This is a genomic window from Pusillimonas noertemannii (genome assembly GCF_003096595.1).
Taxonomy (GTDB): domain Bacteria; phylum Pseudomonadota; class Gammaproteobacteria; order Burkholderiales; family Burkholderiaceae_B; genus Pusillimonas; species Pusillimonas noertemannii.
In genome coordinates, this window is sequence record NZ_QEKO01000002.1 from 79,702 (window position 1) to 99,665 (window position 19,964).

Below are 19,964 nucleotides of genomic sequence, written 5' to 3' on the forward strand. Positions count from 1 at the left end.
TCGTTTCTAAGCAGGCGGCAGGGGCATCCACTGCAGGGCCAGCCACACCACCAGCAAGGGCCCGCCATTGAACATTCCGTGCAACAGCATGCTTGCGCCTATGCCCCGCCGCACGCGCAGCCAGGCCAGCGCCAAGCCGGTAAGCCACTGCGGCAGTACCAGCAAGGGCATCAGCCACCAAGGCGTCTGGTTCAACGAGAAGTTGTTGAGGTGAACCGCCGCGAACAGCAGGCAAGAGCCATGCACCACCCAGGGGAATATGCGCAGATAGGCGCGGCGCCAGCGCCAGGGCAAGGCTGCGGGCCTGGCCGGAACGCGCCGCAAATACGGCCACCAACACAGCAACACCACCATGCCCGCCAGCGCCACGGCATACCAGCGAGGCCCCGACAGCAGCGCCACCACGCAGGCCGGCACCAGCCAGACCGCGCGGCCCGGCTGGCGAAGGCCATGCCGGAAAGTCAATTCTTCGACGATGGGCGCCCACAGCAAGGCCTGCAGCCAGGGAATATTGCCCAGGTCGAGCCGGTGCTCTGCCCCGCCTGCGCCGGCGGCGGCCAGGGCGATGGGGCCCAGGAACAGCAAGTTGATCGCCCACAGCACGCAGGCCCAGCGAAACAGGCGCCCCACCGACACATCTGGGAACCAGTCCATCCATTCGCCGTGGCCGCCCCGCCTGCCCGGAAGGCGCGGAGCTATGCGGGGCCTGGCCACGAAGCGCAGGAAGTCGCGCCACTCGTCGCGAAACCTCAGGGTATGCGTGCCGTAGGCGCCGGTTGCCACTCAAGCGCCCTGGACACTGTTGCCGCCATGAAGCTGCTGCATGGCCTGGTCGAAATCGCCGCGCAGCAATGCCGGCACGACCACCCGGCAGCGTTCCAGGGCTTTTTCGATTTCAAGAAGCTCGTCGCGCCGCGGCGGCGCCAGCACGAAACCCACGACCTGCTGCGCCAGGCCCAGCGAGCGAGGATGGCCGATGCCGATGCGCAGCCGCCAGAAGGCGGGACTGGAGAAAACCGACTGGATGTCCCGCAAGCCATTGTGGCCGGCGTGGCCGCCGCCCTGCTTGATCTTGGCCTGGCCCGGCATGAGGTCGAGCTCGTCGTGCAGCACCAGCACCTGCTCGGGCGTGAGCTTGTAGAAGCGCATCAGCGCGCCCGCCGCCTGGCCCGAACGGTTCATGAATGTGGTGGGCTTGGCCAGCAGCACGGCCTCGCCGTTGACCCGCGCCTTGGCGACCCAGGCCGAAAAACCCTTTTCGAGCGTAAAGGAGGCATGCAGGTCGTCAGCCAGCTGGTCGGCCAGCCAGAACCCCGCGTTGTGGCGCGTGGCTTCGTACTCGGGGCCCGGGTTGCCCAGGCCGATGATGAGGCGAATGGGAGGTTTCATAAAATGATGTGGCCGATGGGCACTTGCGCGCACACGGCTTGGGCGGCACCGCAAGGCGGTTCCATGCAAAGCGCCTATCGTAAAGCAAAGCCCCCTGTGGTGCACACCAGAGGGGGCTTTGCCGGAGCCATGTGAACATGGGCTGCGCCCGCGTTCGGCTCCAGAGTGCCGGAAGCGATTACTCGGCTGCGGGTTCGTCGCCCGAAGCGGCTTCGCCGCCTTCTTCAGCATCGTCGGCCGCCGAAGCACCGCCGCCCTTGACCAGAGCGGTGGCCAGCGCGGGGTTGGCTGCTTCGCCTTGGCCTACGAAGGTTACGCCCTTGGGCAGCTGGATGTCGGCCAGGTGCAGCGTGGCACCGGCTTCGAGGGAGCTGAGGTCGACTTCGATGGCCTGGGGCAGGTCGGCCGGCAGGCAGGTGATTTCAAGTTCGGTCAGAACGTGGCTGATGATGGCCTTGCCCACCTTGACCGCGGGCGAGGAATCGCCGTTGACGAAGTGCAGGGGCACTTTGGTGGTCAGGGCCTGCTTGGCCAGGACGCGCTGGAAATCGACGTGCAGGACCTGCTGCTTGTACGGGTGCCATTGCACTGCGCGCAGCAGTACTTGCTGGCTCTTGCCGTCAAGCTGCATGTCGAGAATGGAAGCGTGGAAGGCTTCTTTGCGCAGGGCGTGGAAGATTTCGTTGTGATCCAGCTCGATGCTGAGGGGCGACTCGGTGCCGCCGTAAACAATGGCGGGAACACGGCCAGCGTTGCGCAGGCGGCGGCTCGCACTCGTACCTTGTACGCTACGCTGAGTGGCGTTGAATTTCATGGAAATACTCCAAATGCAAGGGGCTGAAGCCCCGTTCAAAAACGCAGCGCAAGGCGCTGCGCGCTAACGCCTTCCTGCCGCGACCAGCAGGAAGGCGAATGAGTTTACTCGACGAACAGCGAGCTGACCGACTCGGCGTTGGAAATGCGCAGCATGGTTTCGCCCAGCAGCGAAGCGCAGGACAGCTGGCGGATCTTGCCGCAGGCGCTGCCTTCTTCGGACAGCGGGATGGTGTCGGTAACCACGAGTTCGTCGAGCTCGGATTCGTTGATGCGGCTGATGGCGCCCCCCGACAGGACCGGGTGGGTGCAATATGCGTAGACGGCGCGCGCACCGCGCTCTTTAAGCGCCTGCGCGGCCTTGCACAGCGTGCCCGCCGTATCGACCATGTCGTCCATGATGATGCAGGTGCGGCCGTCGATTTCGCCGATGATGTTCATGACCTCGGACACATTGGCACGCGGACGCCGCTTGTCGATGATGGCCAGGTCGGCCTCGAGCTGCTTGGCCAGGGCCCGTGCGCGCACCACGCCGCCGATGTCGGGGGAAACCACCACGACATCCTTGTAGTTGCGGCGCCAGATGTCGCCCAGCAAAATGGGGCCGGCATAGACGTTGTCGACGGGAATGTCAAAAAAGCCCTGTATCTGGTCGGCGTGAAGATCCATGGTCATGACGCGGTCGACGCCGACGACCTGCAGCATGTTGGCCACCACTTTGGCCGAAATGGCAACGCGCGCCGAACGGGGCCGGCGGTCTTGCCGGGCGTAGCCGAAATAGGGAATGGCGGCGGTGATGCGCCCCGCCGAGGCCCGGCGCAGTGCGTCGACCATGACCATGACTTCCATCAGGTTGTCGTTGGTGGGAGCACAGGTGGGCTGCAGGACGAATACGTCTTTGCCACGGACGTTTTCATTGATTTCGACCATGACCTCGCCGTCGGAGAAACGGCCTACGGTCATTTTGCCGAGCGACATGTCCAGATGATTGACAACGTCGACCGCCAGACGGGGGTTGGCGGTGCCGGTGAAGATCATGAATCTGTCATTTGCCATGATGGATGAGATTCCGTGGCGTCAATTAAAAAGCTGTTGACGCGCGCCGGTGAAGCACGCAGACTCAACAGCTTGTTGTACGCGCCAATGGCCGTTAGCCATGACTGCGTGAAAATGGCTGGGGAAGAAGGATTCGAACCTTCGCATGCTGGAATCAAAATCCAGTGCCTTAACCAGCTTGGCGATTCCCCAATTAATCTTTTGTCCAATACCGCAAGGGATGATCGAGCAACCCGTGGCAAGCCCAAGCTGCTTCGATGACCGGAACCGTGTCGCCACAGTAGGGTATTTTACCGATAATTTTCTGCTGATTCAGCAGGGCCTGCTCATGCGTTACAAACTCTGCAAAAAGGCAGGCACCCGAACCCGTCATGCGTGCGCATATACCGTTCTGCCTTAAAAAAGCCAAGGCTTTTTCTATAACAGGATAGCGCGCCCTAACTACAGGTTCAAGGTCGTTGCGGCCAAAAAAAACACCGCAACTGCCATTCAAGCCGCTTTCAAGCGTTTGCTTCGCTTGCCCGCCTTTCGCTTGCAACTGATGCCTAAGCACCCAATCAGCAAAGACCGACATTTTGATGCTTTTTGTGTCACGTGTCAAGCCAGGGTCGGTAAAAACATGGGGCGTCGAAACATGCTGGGCAGGCTGCGCAACAAGGTAGGCCCGTTCGGGCAGGTCGACACCCGTCAATACCTCACCCACGCCTTCGGCAAAGGCGGGTTGCCCGTACACAAAAACGGGTACGTCGGCGCCCAGCGGCAGCGCCAGTTCCATCAACTGGCGGCGGTTCAGGCCGGTTTCCCACAGGCGATTGAGCGCGATCAGCGTGGTTGCCGCGTCACTGGAGCCCCCGCCCAGCCCGCCACCGGCGGGAATACGCTTGTCGCAGGAAATCCGTGCCCCCCACTTGGCTCCGGTGGCCTGCTGCAGGGCCCTGGCCGCCCTGACGATCAGGTTCTCTTCGGCGGGCAAGCCGGGAATCTCGTGGTCGCACACGACAAGGCCGTCGCTGCTGCGTTCGAAATGCAGCATGTCGCACAAGTCGATGAAGCGGAATACCGTCTGCAGCAAATGGTAGCCGTCTTCACGGCGCCCTGTGACGTGCAGGAACAGGTTCAGCTTGGCCGGCGCGGGAACGTCGTACAGGCGCATGGCCCGCTATGGGTCGATGACCAGCCGCAGGCTGATGTCGCGCGCCGGCTCGGTGCGGCGCAGGCGCAGCAGGCGGGGGCCCAGCTCGTCGTAGCGAGAGAGCTCGACCCGCCAGCCGTTCTGGGCAAAGCGCGAAAGCCGGCCGTCGGCGTCTTTCTCTACGTGTTCAGAGGGGCCGGGGGCAAGCCGTCCGCGCAGCCAGTCGCGCAGGCCGCCTACGGGAATGGGACTGCCCAGCACCTGCTCGACCAGCGCATCGGGGTCGGCGGCCGCCTCGGTGGAGCCGTCGCTGCGCGTAAGCAGGGCGCGGCCCGGCTGGACGTCGATACGCGCCAGCGTATTGCCCAGGGGGTTGGCCAGGTCGAGCCGCTGCCCGCCCGCCGTGTCGCGCCAGGCGAAGCCGCCCTGCACGGCGTCTTGCTTGCCGCCGCGGTGTTCAACCAGCAGCGCGAAACGCCCGCCACGGTCAAAAGACGGCCCGTCGGCCGCTTGGTCGATGCGGGGCGGCGAGGCACATCCGGCCGCCAGCATGGTGGCTAACGCCAGGCTGCCCATCAAGAGCACGCGACGCGCGGGAAGAAAGGTTTCTGGCATCAGCGCGATACTCCGAAGCGCTTCATCGTTTTGTTCAGCACTTCATTGTCGGTGTCTTTTTCTAGCGCGGCACGCCATACGCGGCGGGCCTCGTCGCGCTGGCCCAACTGCCACAGCACCTCGCCCAGGTGCGCCGCGACGTCGGCCGCGGGCATCAGTTCGTACGAGCGCTCGAGATACTCGCGTGCGGCGTCAAAGTCGCCCACGCGGAAGAAATACCAGCCGACGCTGTCAAGAATATAGGGATTGTCGGGCTCGAGCTCGAGCGCGTGCTCGAGCAGGTCGCGGGCCTCGTCCAGCCGCGTGTTCTGGTCGACAAAAGTGTAGCCCAGCGAGTTGTAGGCATTAGCGTCGTCGGGCTCGAGCTCGATGACACGCCGCATAAGTGTCTCGAAATCGTCGAAGCGGCCCTGCCTTTCATACAGCATGGCAAGGTCGTATTTGATCTCGGACGTGTCGGGAAGGTCTTTATCGGCCTTGACCAGCACTTCGACCGCCTGCTCGGTGCGGCCCGCCTCGCGCAAAATGGAGGACAGCGTCAGGGCAATGACGGCGCGCTCGCGGTTGTCGGCCGGCTTGAGGGCATCGATGGTGCGCCGGGCCTGGGCCAGATTGCCCTGCCGGCTTTCAAGCACAGCCTTGTGGATACGCGCCTGGAACATCAGCGAAGGGTCGTCGATCTGCTCAAGCTGCCGTATGGCCTCGGCCAGATCGCCCTGCTTTTCTGCGATCTTCACCAGCATCAGCCGGGCGTCCGAGGCGTCGCCCATGGCGTTGCTGGCCCGGTCGTCGACCGACTGGCGCCGCTGGGTCTGCACATTGACATATTGCAGCAGCAGGTTGCGCGCCGCATCGAGCCGATTGCCGCGGAAATTGATCTCGGCCTCGGTGTACAACAGGTCGAAATCTTCGGGCGTGCGCTGGCGCAGGACATGCACCACCTGCAGGGCGCCGTCGAAATCACCCCGCCGGACCAGATGATTGGCCAGCAGGAGCTGGGTCTTGGACGCATCGGGATGCGCCTGTATGAAGGCGCGCGTTTCAGCCAGCGCCGCCTCGGGGTCGACGCTCATGCCGTATTCGAGCACCCGCTGGGCGGCTGATTCCAGGCCCGAGTCAAGGGCCTGGGCCTGATGGGCCTCGTCAAGCGCGCGTGCGGGGTCGCCGGCCGCCCAGGCGGCATCGGCCAGCACGACATGCGAGATCGGAAGCGAACGAACCGGCTGGCGCAAAGTGCGCTCGAGTACGTCGAGGGCCACGTTTTTGTCGTTGAGCTTGGAAATGATGGCGGCCGCCTGCAGGATGGCGGTGTCTTTGTCGTCGGCCTTTTCGATGCGTTGCCACAACGCCGACGCCATGCCGTCCGTCTGGCCGTTCGAGGCGGCCAGCGCCAGCGAACTGGCCACCGCCTCGGGGTCGCCCGGCGCCAGCAGCACCCATTGCTGGGCCGCCTCGTTTGCACGCGCCATGTTGCGGTCGATAATCGATGCCCGGAACGCCTTTTGAGCCAGGCGCGGATCAGAGGTATCCTTTGCCAGGCTCAGGAACTGCGCGCTGGCAACGTCAAAGTCGCCGCGCTGGGCGGCGATTTCGGCCAGCAAGATGCGGTACAGCAGCTCGGAGGTAAGGCTGATCGCCGGCGGTTCGCCGGCGCGCAAGCGTATCTGCTCGACGACCTCGTCTTGCGCCGCATGCCCCGTCGCGGGAAACTGTACACACAAACTTGCCGATACTGCCCAAAACAGAAGACTGGATAGTTTCATTCATCAACCGCCGCTGCGGCGCCGATTCGAGAAGCGCAAAATGGCGAAAATACATAATCAGATTTAGCGATGTTAGCACCCTGCCATGCCCGAGCTCCCAGAAGTTGAAACCACACGTCGCGGAATTGCGACGGTCATGCCCGGCCAGCCGCTGCGCCACCTGCTGGTGCACGAACCGCGGATGCGCTGGCCGGTGCCCCCCGACCTGTCCGCCCGCGTGGCCGGCCAGACCGTGCGAAGCTGCGAACGGCGCGGCAAATACCTGCTGCTGAACTTCGACCACGGTACCATGATCATCCACCTGGGAATGTCCGGTTCGCTGCGCAGCGCGCCGCCGGACGAACCCCGGCGCAAGCATGACCACATCGAATGGATATTCGACCACGCCCGCTTCCTGCTGCATGATCCGCGCCGCTTCGGCGCCGTGCTTTGGCACGACAGCCGCGACGGCCCCCTGCTGGCGCACCCCCTGCTGGCCAGGCTGGGGGTAGAGCCGTTCGGCCCCGACCTTGTTCCGGCTTTCCTGCATGCGCAGATGCGCGGCAAGCGCGTGGCCATCAAGCAGGCCCTGCTGGCGGGCAACATCGTGGTCGGCGTGGGCAATATCTATGCCTCGGAAGCCCTGTTTCGCGCCCGCATCCATCCGTCCACCCCCGCGGGCCGCCTGTCGCTCCAGCGCTGCGAGCGGCTGTGCGAAGCCATCAAGGCCACGCTGCAAGACGCCCTGGCCTCGGGCGGCAGCACGCTGCGCGACTATGTCAACGCCTCGGGCCAGCCAGGCGCTTATTTCGAGATACACGCAGCCGTGTACGACCGCGAGAAACAGCCCTGCAGGGTGTGCACCACGCCCATCCGCCGCATCGTGCAAGGCCAGCGGGCCACGTATTACTGCCCGAGCTGCCAGCGGCGCTAATAGCGCCGCCCCGCCGGGCGGCCAGTTTTTACCGCAAGCAAAGCCGGCCCCTTTTGCCTGCGCGCCTGGGGAAATCTACTTCGCGGGCGGCTGGAAATGGCTTTCTATGCCCTGCCAGCACTCGGAGTAATCGGACTGCCTCAGCGGACTCTCCAGGGCGAACCGGGTCGGGCGGATGACATGGCGCGTTTCGAACATGAACGCCATGGTGTCTTCCACCTTGCGGGGCCGGGCTACGTCGGCAACTGATGCCTGTGCGAAGGTTTCGGCATCGGGACCATGGCCGGTCATGCAATTGTGCAAGCTGCTTCCTCCCGGTACAAAGCCCTCTGCCTTGGCGTCGTAGGTGCCGCGAATCAGCCCCATGTACTCGCTGGCTATGTTGCGATGGAACCAGGGCGGCCGAAAGGTATTTTCAGCCACCAGCCAGCGGGGAGGGAAAATCACGAAATCGATGTTGTCGACACCAGGCGTATCGCTTGGCGATTGCAACACCAGGAAGATGGACGGGTCAGGGTGATCGAAGCTGATGCTGCCCAGCGTATTGAAGCGGCGCAGGTCGTATTTGTAGGGCGCATAGTTGCCATGCCAGGCAACCACGTCGAGCGGCGAATGATCCATGTCGGCCTGCCACAACAGCCCGCCGAACTTCGTAATGAGCTTGAAGCGGCCGGCCAGGTCTTCGTAGGCTGCCTGCGGCGTCATGAAATCGCGCGGGTTGGCCAGGCCGTTCGAGCCTATCGGCCCCAGATCCGGCAATTGGAACAAGGCGCCGAAGTTCTCACAGACGTAGCCTCGCGCTTCGCCGTCGGGCAGTATCACGCGAAACCGGACACCGCGAGGAATGACGGCGATTTCCAGGGGCTCGATGTCTATGCGCCCCATTTCAGTGTCCAGCTGCAAGCGCCCCCGTTGGGGAACGATGAGCAGTTCGCCGTCGGCATCGCAAAAGAACTGATCCGTCATCGAGCGGTTCGCCGCATAGACGTGGACAGCGCAACCGCTCATCTGGGTGGCGGAGCCGTTGCCAGCCATGGTTCTTAATCCGGCGACGAAATCCGTGGCAAGTTCGGGTATGGGCACGGGGTTCCAGCGTAGCTGATCAGGGGGCGTCGCAGGCACCGTATTGAAATCCGCCACGAGGTGTTCGCTGGAAAGCGGTTCAAATGGCCGATGCACGGCGGCCGGCCGAATACGGTACAGCCACGACCGGCGGTTGCGGCTGCGTGGCGCGGTAAAAGCCGTACCCGAAAGCTGCTCGGCATACAGGCCGTAAGCAACTCTTTGGGGCGAATTCTGTCCGACGGGCAAGGCGCCGGGCAACGCTTCCGTAGCGTGTTCATTGCCAAAGCCCGACATATAGCCGCCTGGAGAAGTTGATGGCGGCCCACTTTCAAAGGCGGGGGATTCCGGCATATTGGTTTCCTTTTCCGTATTGCTCATGCCAATTTTGCAGCCGCAGGCTCGATATGGCCAACGCTTTCGGATAAAGGCGCGCCCGCTGCTTCCTGGCGCTCGGCCTCTATCTGACGGTCGATCATCCAGCGAAACTGCCCAAGCGCGGCGTCCAGGCCGCAAGCCACCGGCTCGAATGCCGGATCGGCCTTCAGGCTATCGGCCTGAGCCGTGATCATTGCCTTGTCCTCACCGAAGGCGGTAAGAACGCTTTTGTAAAGCGCCTGGTTCACCGCCTCGTCGTCCCGGTCGAAGTTGCGCGGCTGGGCGAAAAAATAATGGCAGGAGTTCTCGGTCTCGGGGGTGACGACCTGGCAATGGCGAAACTCAATGGCCTCGTCGCGATGGCCTTTCTCTGCCCCGCTGCCGGCCGGCGCAAAGCCGGAATCCATGATGAGGACTCCCGGCAATAGAAAGTCGTAGTTATTCCACCGGTCTACATTGCCCGATATGCCTTTTGCCCGTACCAGCTTTTCGGCAAACGGAGCGGGAGGACGATCCATGAACCAGCGCGTAATCCTCAAGCCACGTGGAAGACGTTCAATTTTAGAACGCAGCTGTGCGTATTCTTCGCTTCCGCCCAGGGTATTGGCATGCACATAGGCCAGATGGGAAAAGTCGAGCAAGTTGTCATTCAGCAGTTGATAGTTGACATCGAAATGCAGATATCCGGGTGGGGTACAAGCCCAGCCCGGGTCATCGAGCCAATGTGTGTCGGGAATGAGCGCTTCATCGGCCTGCTCCGGATCGCCCATCCACAGCCAGACCCAGCGCGAACGCTCTACGACCGCGTAGCTGCGAACGCGCGCCTTGGGCGGAATCTTGTCGTAGCCGGGTATCTCGATGCACACGCCATTGATGTCGAACAAGAACCCGTGGTACATGCAACGAATGTTGTCGCCTTCTTTGCGGCCTATGGAAAGAGGCGCGCCGCGGTGGCAGCATCTGTCGTCCATGGCATGGAGGGCGCCCGCCCGGTCTCTCCAGAATACGAGACGCCTGCCGCAAATAGTGCGTGTGAACAAGGCGTCGGATTGAATTTCGTGCGCCCACCCAGCAACATACCAGCAATTCTTCATAAACATTGACATTGCGCGTCCTCCATTTCTTGGATTCCACTATCAGGCGGGCTCAGCCGCCTGTCCGATCAATTCATGCAGCCGATCAGGGCTGTCGATCTCCAGCATTGCAAGCAAGGCAAAGCGGCTCAGCAGCATCAGAGCCTGCTCGTGATCAAGTTCGCCCAGCGCGCGACAGAGCGCGGTGTAGACCGCATCGAGTTCCTGGTCAGTCATGCCATGCCTCCTTCACGGCCCCGCCCGACATGGAGCACAGGGCCGTTGCAAGCACGGAAGCCGACAACGAGCGCCAACGTCCGAAGACATAGCCATCGGGACGAACCAGATACGCCGTGCCGGGCTCGGCGTCGTAAAGAGCGGCCATTCTTGCGCCGGAATCGACGACATGCTCCTGGGCTACAGGTTCGAGCATGGACGAGCAGACGAACAGGAGCCGAACCGCCCATTCTGCAGGCAGTTCCTTGACAGCCCGGGAGGCCTCGCACGCGGCATCAGGCCCGTTGCCAAACACAAGCAACAGGTATTCGCCCGGCCTGAGCAGTTGCGTCAGATGGATGGAGCTTTGCCGGCCCTTGGCGTCGATCAGCCGCAAAGGCAGGTTCTGCAATACAGATCCGCGCTGCGGCCCATGACGGAACAATTCTTCGTCATCGTGCTGCGCCAATGCCGAAGACTCTGCATAGCGGATGGCACTGGTTTGGCGCGGGTTGATCAGCGGGCGCACCCCGGGCGCCTTCGAAGCGAGGCTCAGGACCGCCCGCCTCATCAGCTGGAACCCATTTGATGGCGGAGCCATGAACTCGGTGCTTTTCATGCCCTGCTGCAGGTTTTCGCGGGCGGCATGCGCGCGCTCGGACGAATACGAGTCGAGCAGTTCTTCGCCGGCGCCCCGGCCAACTACATGCGCAAGCTTCCAGGCAAGATTGTCGGCGTCGTCAATGGCGGAATTGGCGCCGCGCACGCCGAAAATAGGCACGAGATGCGCGGCGTCGCCCACGAAGAAAACCCGCTCGTGCCGGAAATGCTCGAGGGCCAGCGCATTGGCCCGGTACAGCGAGATCCATAAGGGAGCCCATTTGCCCGTTTCGTCGATCATTTCAAGGTGGGCCTGGATGCGGGGCAGTACGTTTTCGGGCAAGACCGCCTTTTCAGGGTCTTCGTCCTTTCCAATCTGATAATCGATGCGCCAGATGTTATCTGGTTGCCGGTGCATGAGTATCGTTTCGCCGGGATTGGAAGGCGGGTCGAACCAGGCGAGCCTTTCAGTGGGCAGGTTGGTCTCGAGCTCGATGTCGGCAATGACATAGGCGCCCTCGTAGGCTGTTCCACGCAACGAGAGGCCCAGCGCATCGCGGACGGTGCTGCGGCCACCGTCACATGCGGCGAGCCACTCGCCTTCAAGGGTGTGGCGCCGGCCTTCATGCTCTACCTCGACCACGACCGACCCACTACGCTGCTCGAGACCGATCAGCCGGCTGGACCAGCGGATATCGACCAGGCCGGCGTGTTTCTCAAGAGCGCGAACCAGAAATTCTTCGACATAGTATTGCTGGATATTGATCATCGGCGGCAGGTGCTGATCATCGTCCTGGGGCATCGAAAAGTGCAGTACCTCTTGCTGGCGATAGAAGGACCGGCCGCTGGTCCAGGCAAGCCCTTTGTCGAGCAAAGCGCCCGCGATACCAAGGCGCTCGAATATCTCGAGGCTACGCCTGGAAATACAAATGGCGCGACTGCCGAAACAGACGCTATCGTCCGCCTCGAGGACGACTGAACGAACCCCTTGAACGGCTAAGGCCAGGGCGAGGGTAAGCCCCGCCACCCCGCCGCCCGCAATGACCACGGGTTGCCGTTCTACCCGTCCCTTGTCATGCCATACGCTTTTTCGCTTTACGAATTCAAAGGGGTAGGGTTTCAGTGCCGTTGACACCATGTTGCTGGCCTCCGGTTGGGCAACTAGGGCACGTACTTCCAGGCGCCGTCCTGGATCTTTACCAAGACCTGACTGCGCGCGTCCGCGCCGTTATGGTCGTCGGCCGACATGGTGTATACACCTTCCGTCAGCACCACATCTTTTATGTCGTTCTCGAGGGCGTTTCGCAGGGCCACTCGAAAGTCTGGCGTACCTGGTTTGGCGGACTTCAAGGCAACCGGTATCGCTTGCTCGAGCAACAAAGCGGCGTCCCATGCCATGCCGCCGAACAGCGAGCGCGACCCCTTGCCATATTTCTTTTCAAATGCCTCGACATAACTCAGGGCCACAGGCTTGATCACGTTGTCGTCAGGCAACTGCTCAGCAACGAGCAAAGGAGCCACGGTAACCAGCGTGCCATTCAGCGCCTTGCCCCCGACCCGCAAGTAGTCGTTGTTTGCCACCGCCTGCGTCTGATATTGTGTGCCGGAGTATCCCCGGTTCTTCAACTCAATTTGCGGCATGGCCGCAGGCGTTCCAGCCGCCGCAATGAAAACGGCGTCGGGGTTTTTTTCCTTGATCTTCAGTGCCTGCGACACGAAGGAAGTATCGGTCGCCCCAAAACGCTCGACACTGACGATCTCGATTCCCGCCGAAGGAGCCACTTTCTTGGCTTCGTCGATGAACACCTGCCCATAGGCATTGTTGGTTGCGATAATGGACAGCGTTTTTTCGCCTTTCTTTTTCATGCTGTCGAAAATCACATTAAGCTGGATTTCTTCGGATGGGGGCATTTTGAAGGCCCAGGTCCGGGCGCCGGTTTGCGGCAGCACCACTGCCCCGCCCCCTGAAAGAGAAATCATGGGAACCTTGACTTCTCCGGCGACCTGCATGGCGGCCAGCGCCGTGGGCGTCACCGAGGGCCCCACTAGAATGTCGACGTTGTATTCGCTGATGAGCTTGCGCGCCGCCACCGAAGCTGCAGTAGGGTCGGACGCATCATCCAGCACGGTGACAGCAAGCTTCTGGCCTGCGACTTCGGTAGGCCACATTGTGATGGTTTGCTGCTCGGGGATGCCCAGCGAAGCCGCCGGGCCCGTCAGCGACAGAATCACGCCGACTTTTACGTCTGCATGCGCCAGCCCAAACGCCGAACATGCCGCCAACACTACAAATAATTTTGTGAAAATACGCATGGTTTGTCTCCCGTTGCTAAAATATTTTCTACGCTTATAGCGCTATTTTTTAGACATTTTTATTGTCTATTAATAAAACTCTATATTTTCAAGGTTTTCTTGTCAACGGTTTTATTTCTTCTTTCTACCGGGTCAACTACCCATATCCGTCCGCACTCGAATACAGCCCACTCATCACTGGAAGCCACATCCCATGTCCGCATCTCCTTCAGTCATTGGCCGAGTAATGAGCATTCTTGACTTGTTCAATGCAAACACGCCATTGATCAACATCAATGAGATCGCCGCGGCCCTTGAGATCAGCACTGCTTCGGCATATCGCTATGCCAGCGAACTCACTGATGCAGGGATGTTGTCCCGCAGCTCGGGCTGCTACCGCCTTGGCCCCAAGATCATCGAACTGGAATACCTCATCCATACCAACGATCCGGTTTTGAACGCAAGCAGGGACCTCATGTATGGACTGGCCGAAATGACCCACTGCAACGCCTTGCTGTGCAACCTGTATGACGAATCGGCTGTCAATATTTTTCACGTCCCGGGCCGCGACCCTGCCAAGATCACCTACACGAAGGGTCTGAAAATGCCCACCTTCCGCGGAGCGCAAGCGCATATTGTTCTGGCCCACATGAATCGGCGCAAACTACGCCGCGTCTACGACCGCGCCCTGCAAGACCCATGCGTGGCTCCGGATGCACGAGCAATCGGCGAAGACTGGACCTCATTTACCAAAAATCTGAAACGAATCCGCGAAGCGGGATACTATATTTCGCGTGGGCAGCTTGATCCCGGCGTCGTCGGCATTGCCGCTCCGGTCTTCGGAGAGAACCTTGAAATCGTCGGGGCGCTGGTGCTGGCCTGGGACGACGTACGCCCGTCCAAGCTCAACGAAGAAACCTTGATAGGGCTGGTGGTACAAAGCGCCAATGAAATTTCCATCCGCCTCAAGAACGAATCTTCTTCACAACCTTCTGCGGAGGACGCATGCTCACCCTGAACGAAACCCACGAAGCGGGCCTGAAAAGCTGGGTCGAATCGGCCAACGAGCATGATTGCCGCTTCCCGATACAGAACCTGCCCTACGCTGTATACAAGCCCGCCGATGGCGACGATTTTCGCGTGGGGGTGGCCATAGGCCGCCAGATACTCGACCTGCGCGCCCTGGCCGCGCTGCAGCCGTTCTGCGGCGCCGCTTTGCAGGCGCTGGATGCCTGCCAGGGCGATTCCCTCAATGCCTTGATGGCCTTGAGCGCCGAGCACTGGTCGGCATTGCGGCTGTCCCTGTCGCGCGCCCTGCGAGCCGGGTCGGCCCACCAGGCAAAGCTGCAGCCGCTGCTAAGCGAACACGCCACGGCCCTCTTCTCGCTGCCCGCGCAGATCGGCGACTACACCGACTTCTATATCTCGCTGCATCACGCCACGGCGGTGGGCAGCCTTTTCCGGCCCGACAACCCCCTGCTGCCCAACTACAAATGGGTGCCCATCGGCTATCACGGCAGGGCCTCCAGCATCAATGTCTCGGGCAGCGACTTTCTGCGGCCCCTGGGCCAGACGCGGCCCCTGCCCGACGCCCCGACACCCTCGTTCGGCCCCAGCCAACGCCTCGACTACGAGCTGGAGCTGGGCATCTTCGTGGGCAGCGGAAACGCGCAGGGGCGCCGCATCGACATGGACGAGGCCGAATCCCATGTGTTCGGGCTTTGCATATTGAACGACTGGTCGGCGCGCGACCTGCAGGCCTGGGAATACCAGCCGCTGGGGCCCTTCCTGGCCAAGAACTTCGCCAGCACGATTTCGCCCTGGGTGGTCACGCTGGAAGCCCTGGCGCCCTTTCGCGTGCCGTTCAGCCGGGCGGCGGACGATCCGCAGCCCATGCCCTACCTGGCCTCGGAGCACAACTCGGCGGCAGGCGCCATCGACATCCAGCTCGAGGTCGCATTAAGCACGCGCAAGTCGCGCGCGGCCCGGCATGAGCCGCATGTGCTGGCGCGCAGCAATTTCAAGGAAGCGTACTGGAGCATCGCCCAGCTGATTACCCACCACACCGTCAACGGCTGCAACCTGCGGCCCGGCGACCTGCTGGGAACAGGAACGCTATCGGGCCCTGCGGCGGGCCAGGAAGGGTCTTTGCTGGAAACCACACGAGGCGGCAAGCAATGCGTGTCGCTGCCCTGGGGAGAAGACCGCTACTTTCTCGAGGACTACGACCGCGTCGTCATGCACGCCTACTGCCACAAAGAAGGCTACCCGTCGATAGGATTCGGCGACTGCGCGGCCACCGTGCTGCCGGCCGGCTGAACGGTCAAGGCTTGCCAGTGGGCCCAAGCACTTTGCCCGGGTTCATCAGGCCTTGCGGGTCGAGCGCCTGCTTGATCCGGCGCATCAGCGCCATTTCGACAGGGTCTTTGTAGCGCGGCAAGACATCGCGCTTCAGTTGCCCCACGCCATGCTCGGCGCTGATGGAGCCGCCCAGCTTGTGCACATTGTCGTGCACGATTTCATAGACGGCATCCTGGTTGGACAGCAGTTCGTCTTCGGTAAAGGCCTGGCCGCGCGCCACGTTGTAGTGCAGGTTGCCGTCGCCCAGATGGCCGAAGATCACGTGCTCGATGCCCGGGAAACGCGCCTGCAGGGCGGCATTGGTGGCCTCGATGAAGGACGACATTCTGGATACGGGCACCGACACGTCGTGCTTGATGCTTTTGCCGGCGTCTTTTTCGGCCAGCGGTATGCTTTCGCGCAAGTGCCACAGCGCCTTGCTTTGGGCGATGTTCTCGGCGATGACGGCATCGGCCACCAGGCCGGCCTCGAAGGCTTCGCCCACAATGGCCTCGAAGCGTTCGCGCGCATGTTCGGCGCTTTCGCTGTCGGAGATTTCAAGCAGGGCATACCAGGGCATGGCCGCCGAATCGCCCTCGAAAGGCAGCCTTTGCTGCGGATATTGCCGGTTGACCAGATGCAGGCAAAAGCCGGCGATCAGCTCGAAGCCCGTGAGGGACGCGGCAAAGCCGCGGCGCGCCATCGAAAGCAGGGCCACCGCGTCTTCGACCGAATTCAGGGCCACCAGGGCCGTGCATTGGGCCACGGGCAGGGGATAAAGCTTGAGCGTGGCCGCGGTGATGATGCCCAAGGTGCCTTCGCTGCCGATGTACAGGTCGCGCAGGTCGTAGCCGGTGTTGTCCTTGCGCAGGCCTCGCAAGCCGTGCCAGATGTCGCCTTCGGGGGTCACGACCTCGAGCCCCAGCACCAGTTCGCGCGCATTGCCATAACGCAGCACCTGCGTGCCTCCGGCGTTGGTGGCCAGATTGCCCCCAATGGTGCAACTGCCCTCGGCCGCCAGGCTGAGCGGAAAAAGCCGTTGCGCATCGCGCGCCGCCTGCTGCACCTGTTGCAATATGCAGCCCGCCTCGACCTCCATGGTGTCGTTGTCGGTGTCGATGCCGCGAATGCGGTTGAGGCGCGCAAGCGAAAGCACAAGCGCCGTGCCGCTTGAATCGGGCGTGGCCGCCCCGCACAGGCCCGTATTGCCCCCTTGCGGCACAATGGGCACCTTGTTTGCTGCACACCACTTGACGACCTGGGCCACTTCCTGGGTGTTGCCGGGCCGGGCCACGGCCAGCGCCTGGCCGCGATAGCGGCCGCGCCAGTCTTCGACGTAGGAATCGGCGTCGGCCCCGGTGATTACGTTGGCCGGCCCCAGAATTTGAACGAGGTCATTCAGTTGCGTCATTGCTTGCCTTTTGCTGTGCCCGGGGCGCAGTCCGCCCCGTTTCATTTTAGCCCTTAGTCACAAGGGGCGGCCCGGCCGGCGCGCCGCCCGCCGGCCCTGTGCCATAATCGGCCAACTAGCTGGAACTCTGCATGAAAGGAAACCCCGTGACGTCCTCCCCCTCCCTGCCCGACGCCGTCTTCAAGGCCTACGATATCCGCGGCACAGTCCCCGAACAGATCGACACGCAGTTTGCCCGCCTGCTGGGCCGCGCGCTGGCGCTGCAGGCCCGGCGGGAAGGCGTCGACACGCTGGTCGTGGGTTACGACGGCAGGCTCAGCAGCCTCGAACTGGCCCAGGCCCTGCAAGGGGGCATCAATGCCGAGGGCATCGATTCGCTGGACATCGGCATGGTGCCCACGCCCCTGGTCTATTTCGGGGCCTACACCCAGCACACGGGCTCGGGCGTGGCCATCACCGGCAGCCACAATCCGTCCAACTACAACGGCTTCAAGATGATGATGGCCGGCAAAACGCTGCATGGTGCCGGCGTGCAGGAACTCAAGAAGGTAATGCACAGCCTCGACCCCACGGGCGAAGTCATGCCGGGTACACGCCGCAGCCTGAATCTCATAGATGACTACGTGCAGCGCATTGCCTCCGACGTCGCGCTGGCGCGGCCCATGAAGATCGCCATCGACTGCGGCAACGGCGTAGGCGGCGCAGTGGCCCCGCAGTTGTTCCGCGCCCTGGGCTGTGAGGTGGACGAGCTGTATTGCGAGGTGGACGGCCGCTTTCCCAATCACCATCCCGACCCGGCCGACCCGCACAACCTGCAAGACCTCATCCGCCACGTGCGTGAAACCGATTGCGAAATCGGCCTGGCCTTCGACGGAGACGCCGACCGCTTGGGCGTGGTCACCAAATCGGGCGAGATCATCTGGCCCGACCGGCAATTGATCCTGTACGCGCGCGACGTGCTGTCGCGGGTTCCCGGAGCCACCATTATTTTCGACGTCAAGTGCAGCCGCCATGTGGCCGCATCGATTTCCGCCGCTGGGGGCCAGCCGCTTATGTGGCAAACAGGCCATTCGATGATCAAGGCCAAGCTGGCCGAAACCAATGCGCCGCTGGCCGGCGAAATGAGCGGCCACACCTTCTTCAAGGAACGCTGGTACGGCTTTGACGACGGCCTTTACACGGGCGCCCGGCTGCTCGAGATTCTGGCGCGCGGCGACAACCCCTCGGCCGTGCTCGAAGCCCTTCCCAAAGATATCTCCACCCCCGAGCTCAAGCTTGAAATGCAGGAAGGCCAGCCCCACGCCCTGATCGAGCGCCTGCAGGCCGAAGGCAAGTTCCCGACTTCCGAAAGCATCAACACCATAGACGGTGTGCGGGCCGAATACGCCGACGGCTTCGGGCTGGCCCGGGCCTCTAACACCACTCCGGTCGTGGTGCTGCGCTTCGAAGCCGACAGCCAGCAGGCGCTGGACCGCATCCAGCAGGAATTCCGCGCGGCGCTGGCGCCGCTGGCAGGCGAAGCCAGGCTTCCCTTCTGAAGCCACGCCTTCAGGCTGCGCTTGGCAGCGCGGCCACCCGGCCCGGACTTTCAGTCCAGGTCGGAAGGCTCGAACTTGCGGGTGGCGCCCGAGGCCGCAATCAGGGTGTCGTAGATCTCGAGATGCCGGTGCACCACCTGCCGGATGTCGAAGGCGCGCTCGGCCAGGCGTCTGCCCGCTTCGCCGAACTGCTTTCTTAGGACGGCATCGTCGGCCAGGCGCTGCACTGCCGAGGCCAGCGCGGTGGCGTCGCGCGGCGGCACCAGAAGGCCGGTCTCGCCCGCCTCGATGGCATCGCGGCACCCGGGCACGTCGGTGGTTACCACCGCCCTGCCGCAGGCGGCGGCCTCGACCAAGGACTTGGGCAAGCCTTCTCTGTAAGACGGCAACACGGCAATGTGCGAGCACGCATACAAGCCAGCCACGTCGCTTTGCTCGCCCACGTAATCCACCACGCCCTCTTTCTGCCAGTCCTGCAGCTCTTGGGCGGAGATACCGGCCGGATTGCCGCTGTCGAGACTGCCCGCCAGCACCCAGCGCAAGCTGTCCGGCCGGCCCGAAGCCAGGCGCGCCGCCTCGACGAATTCGCGCACACCCTTGTCGGCCAGCAGGCGTGCCACCATGACGGCAACGAGCGGCCCGGCGGGCTCGGGCAAGGCCGCGAAGTGCGCAAGGTCTACCCCGGATCCGCGGATGAGCTCGACCTGCCGCTGGCGCACGGCGCCCGCCCGCAGCAGCACGTCGCGGTCGCTGGTGTTCTGGAAGATGACCCGGCTGTTGCGATGCCCCAGGGCAATGCGGTAAAGCGTCAAGGCCGCCCCGCGCAGAAGATCAAGGCCCTGGCGTTTGCGCATGAAGATGAAGCCCAGTCCCGACACGGCGGCGACATAGCTGGGAACACCCGCCAGGCGCGCCGCGATGCCTCCGTACAGTACCGGCTTGATGGTGACGGCATGCACCAGATCGGGCCGCAGCGCGCGATACAGCCGCCACAAGGCGAACAGCGTGGCGCACTCCTGCAGGGGGTTCTTGCCGCTGCGCGACATGGGGATATTGTGGTGCTGCAGGCCCTGTGCCTCGATGTCGGCCGAGGCGGCCCCGGCCATGGTGGCCACGTGCACATCGTAGCCGGCATCGCGGGCGGCCAGGGCAATGGGTAGCCGGTGCGACAGGAAGAAAGCGGGATTGTTCACGACATACAGCAGGCGCCGCCGGCCCGAGCCCGACTGCGCGCGTGAGCCAGAGCCTGGTTCCGCACCAGGTTCTTGGCCCGGCGAGCCCATGGCCGCCGCGGCAGGCCGCTTCGCCCCGTTTCGCGCGGCCAGCTGCCGCCAGTTCGCCTCATAGGCCGACACCATGGCAGGCAGGCTGTA

18 protein-coding genes and 1 tRNA gene are annotated in these 19,964 nt (G+C 62.9%); 4 read left to right on the forward strand and 15 right to left on the reverse strand.

Annotation, left to right across the window (positions count from 1 at the left end; all coding sequences use genetic code 11):
* Positions 1-6: 6 nt before the first annotated feature.
* From C7440_RS07475 to C7440_RS07510, 8 genes are all read right to left on the reverse strand, one after another.
* Positions 7-783, reverse strand: coding sequence for a CPBP family glutamic-type intramembrane protease (locus C7440_RS07475; RefSeq protein WP_116518034.1), 777 nt, complete (start codon positions 781-783; stop codon positions 7-9).
* Positions 784-1,389 (reverse strand): aminoacyl-tRNA hydrolase, encoded by a 606-nt coding sequence (pth, locus tag C7440_RS07480; protein ID WP_116518035.1) that lies wholly within the window; start codon positions 1,387-1,389, stop codon positions 784-786.
* Positions 1,390-1,567: 178 nt separating this feature from the next.
* Positions 1,568-2,203 carry a 50S ribosomal protein L25/general stress protein Ctc gene (locus C7440_RS07485; protein ID WP_116518036.1) on the reverse strand — a complete coding sequence of 212 codons (636 nt, stop codon included), beginning with the start codon at positions 2,201-2,203 and terminating at the stop codon, positions 1,568-1,570.
* A 104-nt stretch (positions 2,204-2,307) separates the two neighbouring features.
* Positions 2,308-3,258: a ribose-phosphate pyrophosphokinase gene (locus tag C7440_RS07490; RefSeq protein ID WP_026067843.1), complete on the reverse strand. Its 951-nt coding sequence runs from the start codon at positions 3,256-3,258 to the stop codon at positions 2,308-2,310.
* 115 nt (positions 3,259-3,373) lie between these two features.
* Positions 3,374-3,450: transfer RNA gene (locus C7440_RS07495), tRNA-Gln, on the reverse strand.
* Between the two features lies 1 nt (position 3,451).
* Positions 3,452-4,411: a 4-(cytidine 5'-diphospho)-2-C-methyl-D-erythritol kinase gene (gene ispE / locus C7440_RS07500; RefSeq protein WP_017523940.1), complete on the reverse strand. Its 960-nt coding sequence runs from the start codon at positions 4,409-4,411 to the stop codon at positions 3,452-3,454.
* A 6-nt stretch (positions 4,412-4,417) separates the two neighbouring features.
* Positions 4,418-5,005: a lipoprotein insertase outer membrane protein LolB gene (gene lolB, locus C7440_RS07505; RefSeq protein ID WP_116518037.1), complete on the reverse strand. Its 588-nt coding sequence runs from the start codon at positions 5,003-5,005 to the stop codon at positions 4,418-4,420.
* A complete protein-coding gene (locus tag C7440_RS07510) occupies positions 5,005-6,768 on the reverse strand; it encodes a tetratricopeptide repeat protein (RefSeq protein ID WP_243410864.1) in 1,764 nt (587 codons plus the stop codon). Before C7440_RS07510 ends, lolB begins: the two co-directional genes overlap by 1 nt.
* 85 nt (positions 6,769-6,853) lie before the next feature.
* Between C7440_RS07510 and mutM the strand changes: the two genes are divergently transcribed.
* Positions 6,854-7,681: a bifunctional DNA-formamidopyrimidine glycosylase/DNA-(apurinic or apyrimidinic site) lyase gene (gene mutM, locus C7440_RS07515; RefSeq protein WP_116518039.1), complete on the forward strand. Its 828-nt coding sequence runs from the start codon at positions 6,854-6,856 to the stop codon at positions 7,679-7,681.
* 75 nt (positions 7,682-7,756) lie between these two features.
* Here mutM and hmgA read toward each other — a convergent pair whose 3' ends face one another.
* The 5 genes from hmgA to C7440_RS07535 are packed head-to-tail and all read right to left on the reverse strand — an operon-like array spanning position 7,757 to position 13,323.
* Entirely contained in the window at positions 7,757-9,097 is a 1,341-nt protein-coding gene (gene hmgA, locus C7440_RS07520) for a homogentisate 1,2-dioxygenase (protein ID WP_116518560.1), read from the reverse strand.
* 23 nt (positions 9,098-9,120) lie between these two features.
* Positions 9,121-10,221 carry an aromatic ring-hydroxylating dioxygenase subunit alpha gene (locus C7440_RS07525; RefSeq protein ID WP_026067840.1) on the reverse strand — a complete coding sequence of 367 codons (1,101 nt, stop codon included), beginning with the start codon at positions 10,219-10,221 and terminating at the stop codon, positions 9,121-9,123.
* 36 nt (positions 10,222-10,257) lie between these two features.
* A complete protein-coding gene (locus tag C7440_RS19815; RefSeq protein ID WP_017523934.1) occupies positions 10,258-10,431 on the reverse strand; it encodes a hypothetical protein in 174 nt (57 codons plus the stop codon).
* On the reverse strand, positions 10,424-12,148 hold the full coding sequence (locus C7440_RS07530) for an FAD-dependent monooxygenase (protein WP_017523933.1): 1,725 nt from the start codon (positions 12,146-12,148) through the stop codon (positions 10,424-10,426). Before C7440_RS07530 ends, C7440_RS19815 begins: the two co-directional genes overlap by 8 nt.
* Before the next feature lie 23 nt (positions 12,149-12,171).
* Positions 12,172-13,323 (reverse strand): ABC transporter substrate-binding protein, encoded by a 1,152-nt coding sequence (locus C7440_RS07535; protein ID WP_165832493.1) that lies wholly within the window; start codon positions 13,321-13,323, stop codon positions 12,172-12,174.
* A gap of 193 nt (positions 13,324-13,516) precedes the next feature.
* Between C7440_RS07535 and C7440_RS07540 the strand changes: the two genes are divergently transcribed.
* Both C7440_RS07540 and fahA read left to right on the forward strand, forming a co-directional pair.
* Positions 13,517-14,320: an IclR family transcriptional regulator gene (locus C7440_RS07540; RefSeq protein ID WP_083851248.1), complete on the forward strand. Its 804-nt coding sequence runs from the start codon at positions 13,517-13,519 to the stop codon at positions 14,318-14,320.
* The gene (gene fahA, locus C7440_RS07545) at positions 14,308-15,621 is read left to right on the forward strand and encodes a fumarylacetoacetase (protein ID WP_116518041.1); all 1,314 of its coding nucleotides are present in this window, start codon (positions 14,308-14,310) and stop codon (positions 15,619-15,621) included. The genes C7440_RS07540 and fahA overlap by 13 nt, the downstream gene beginning before the upstream one ends.
* A gap of 4 nt (positions 15,622-15,625) precedes the next feature.
* On the opposite strand, the gene C7440_RS07550 is transcribed toward fahA, so the two are convergent.
* A complete protein-coding gene (locus C7440_RS07550; protein WP_116518042.1) occupies positions 15,626-17,053 on the reverse strand; it encodes an FAD-binding oxidoreductase in 1,428 nt (475 codons plus the stop codon).
* Between the two features lie 131 nt (positions 17,054-17,184).
* Between C7440_RS07550 and C7440_RS07555 the strand changes: the two genes are divergently transcribed.
* The gene (locus C7440_RS07555) at positions 17,185-18,591 is read left to right on the forward strand and encodes a phosphomannomutase/phosphoglucomutase (protein WP_116518043.1); all 1,407 of its coding nucleotides are present in this window, start codon (positions 17,185-17,187) and stop codon (positions 18,589-18,591) included.
* A gap of 50 nt (positions 18,592-18,641) precedes the next feature.
* On the opposite strand, the gene C7440_RS20230 is transcribed toward C7440_RS07555, so the two are convergent.
* The gene (locus C7440_RS20230; protein WP_306669716.1) at positions 18,642-19,796 is read right to left on the reverse strand and encodes a glycosyltransferase family 4 protein; all 1,155 of its coding nucleotides are present in this window, start codon (positions 19,794-19,796) and stop codon (positions 18,642-18,644) included.
* Between the last annotated feature and the right edge of the window lie 168 nt (positions 19,797-19,964).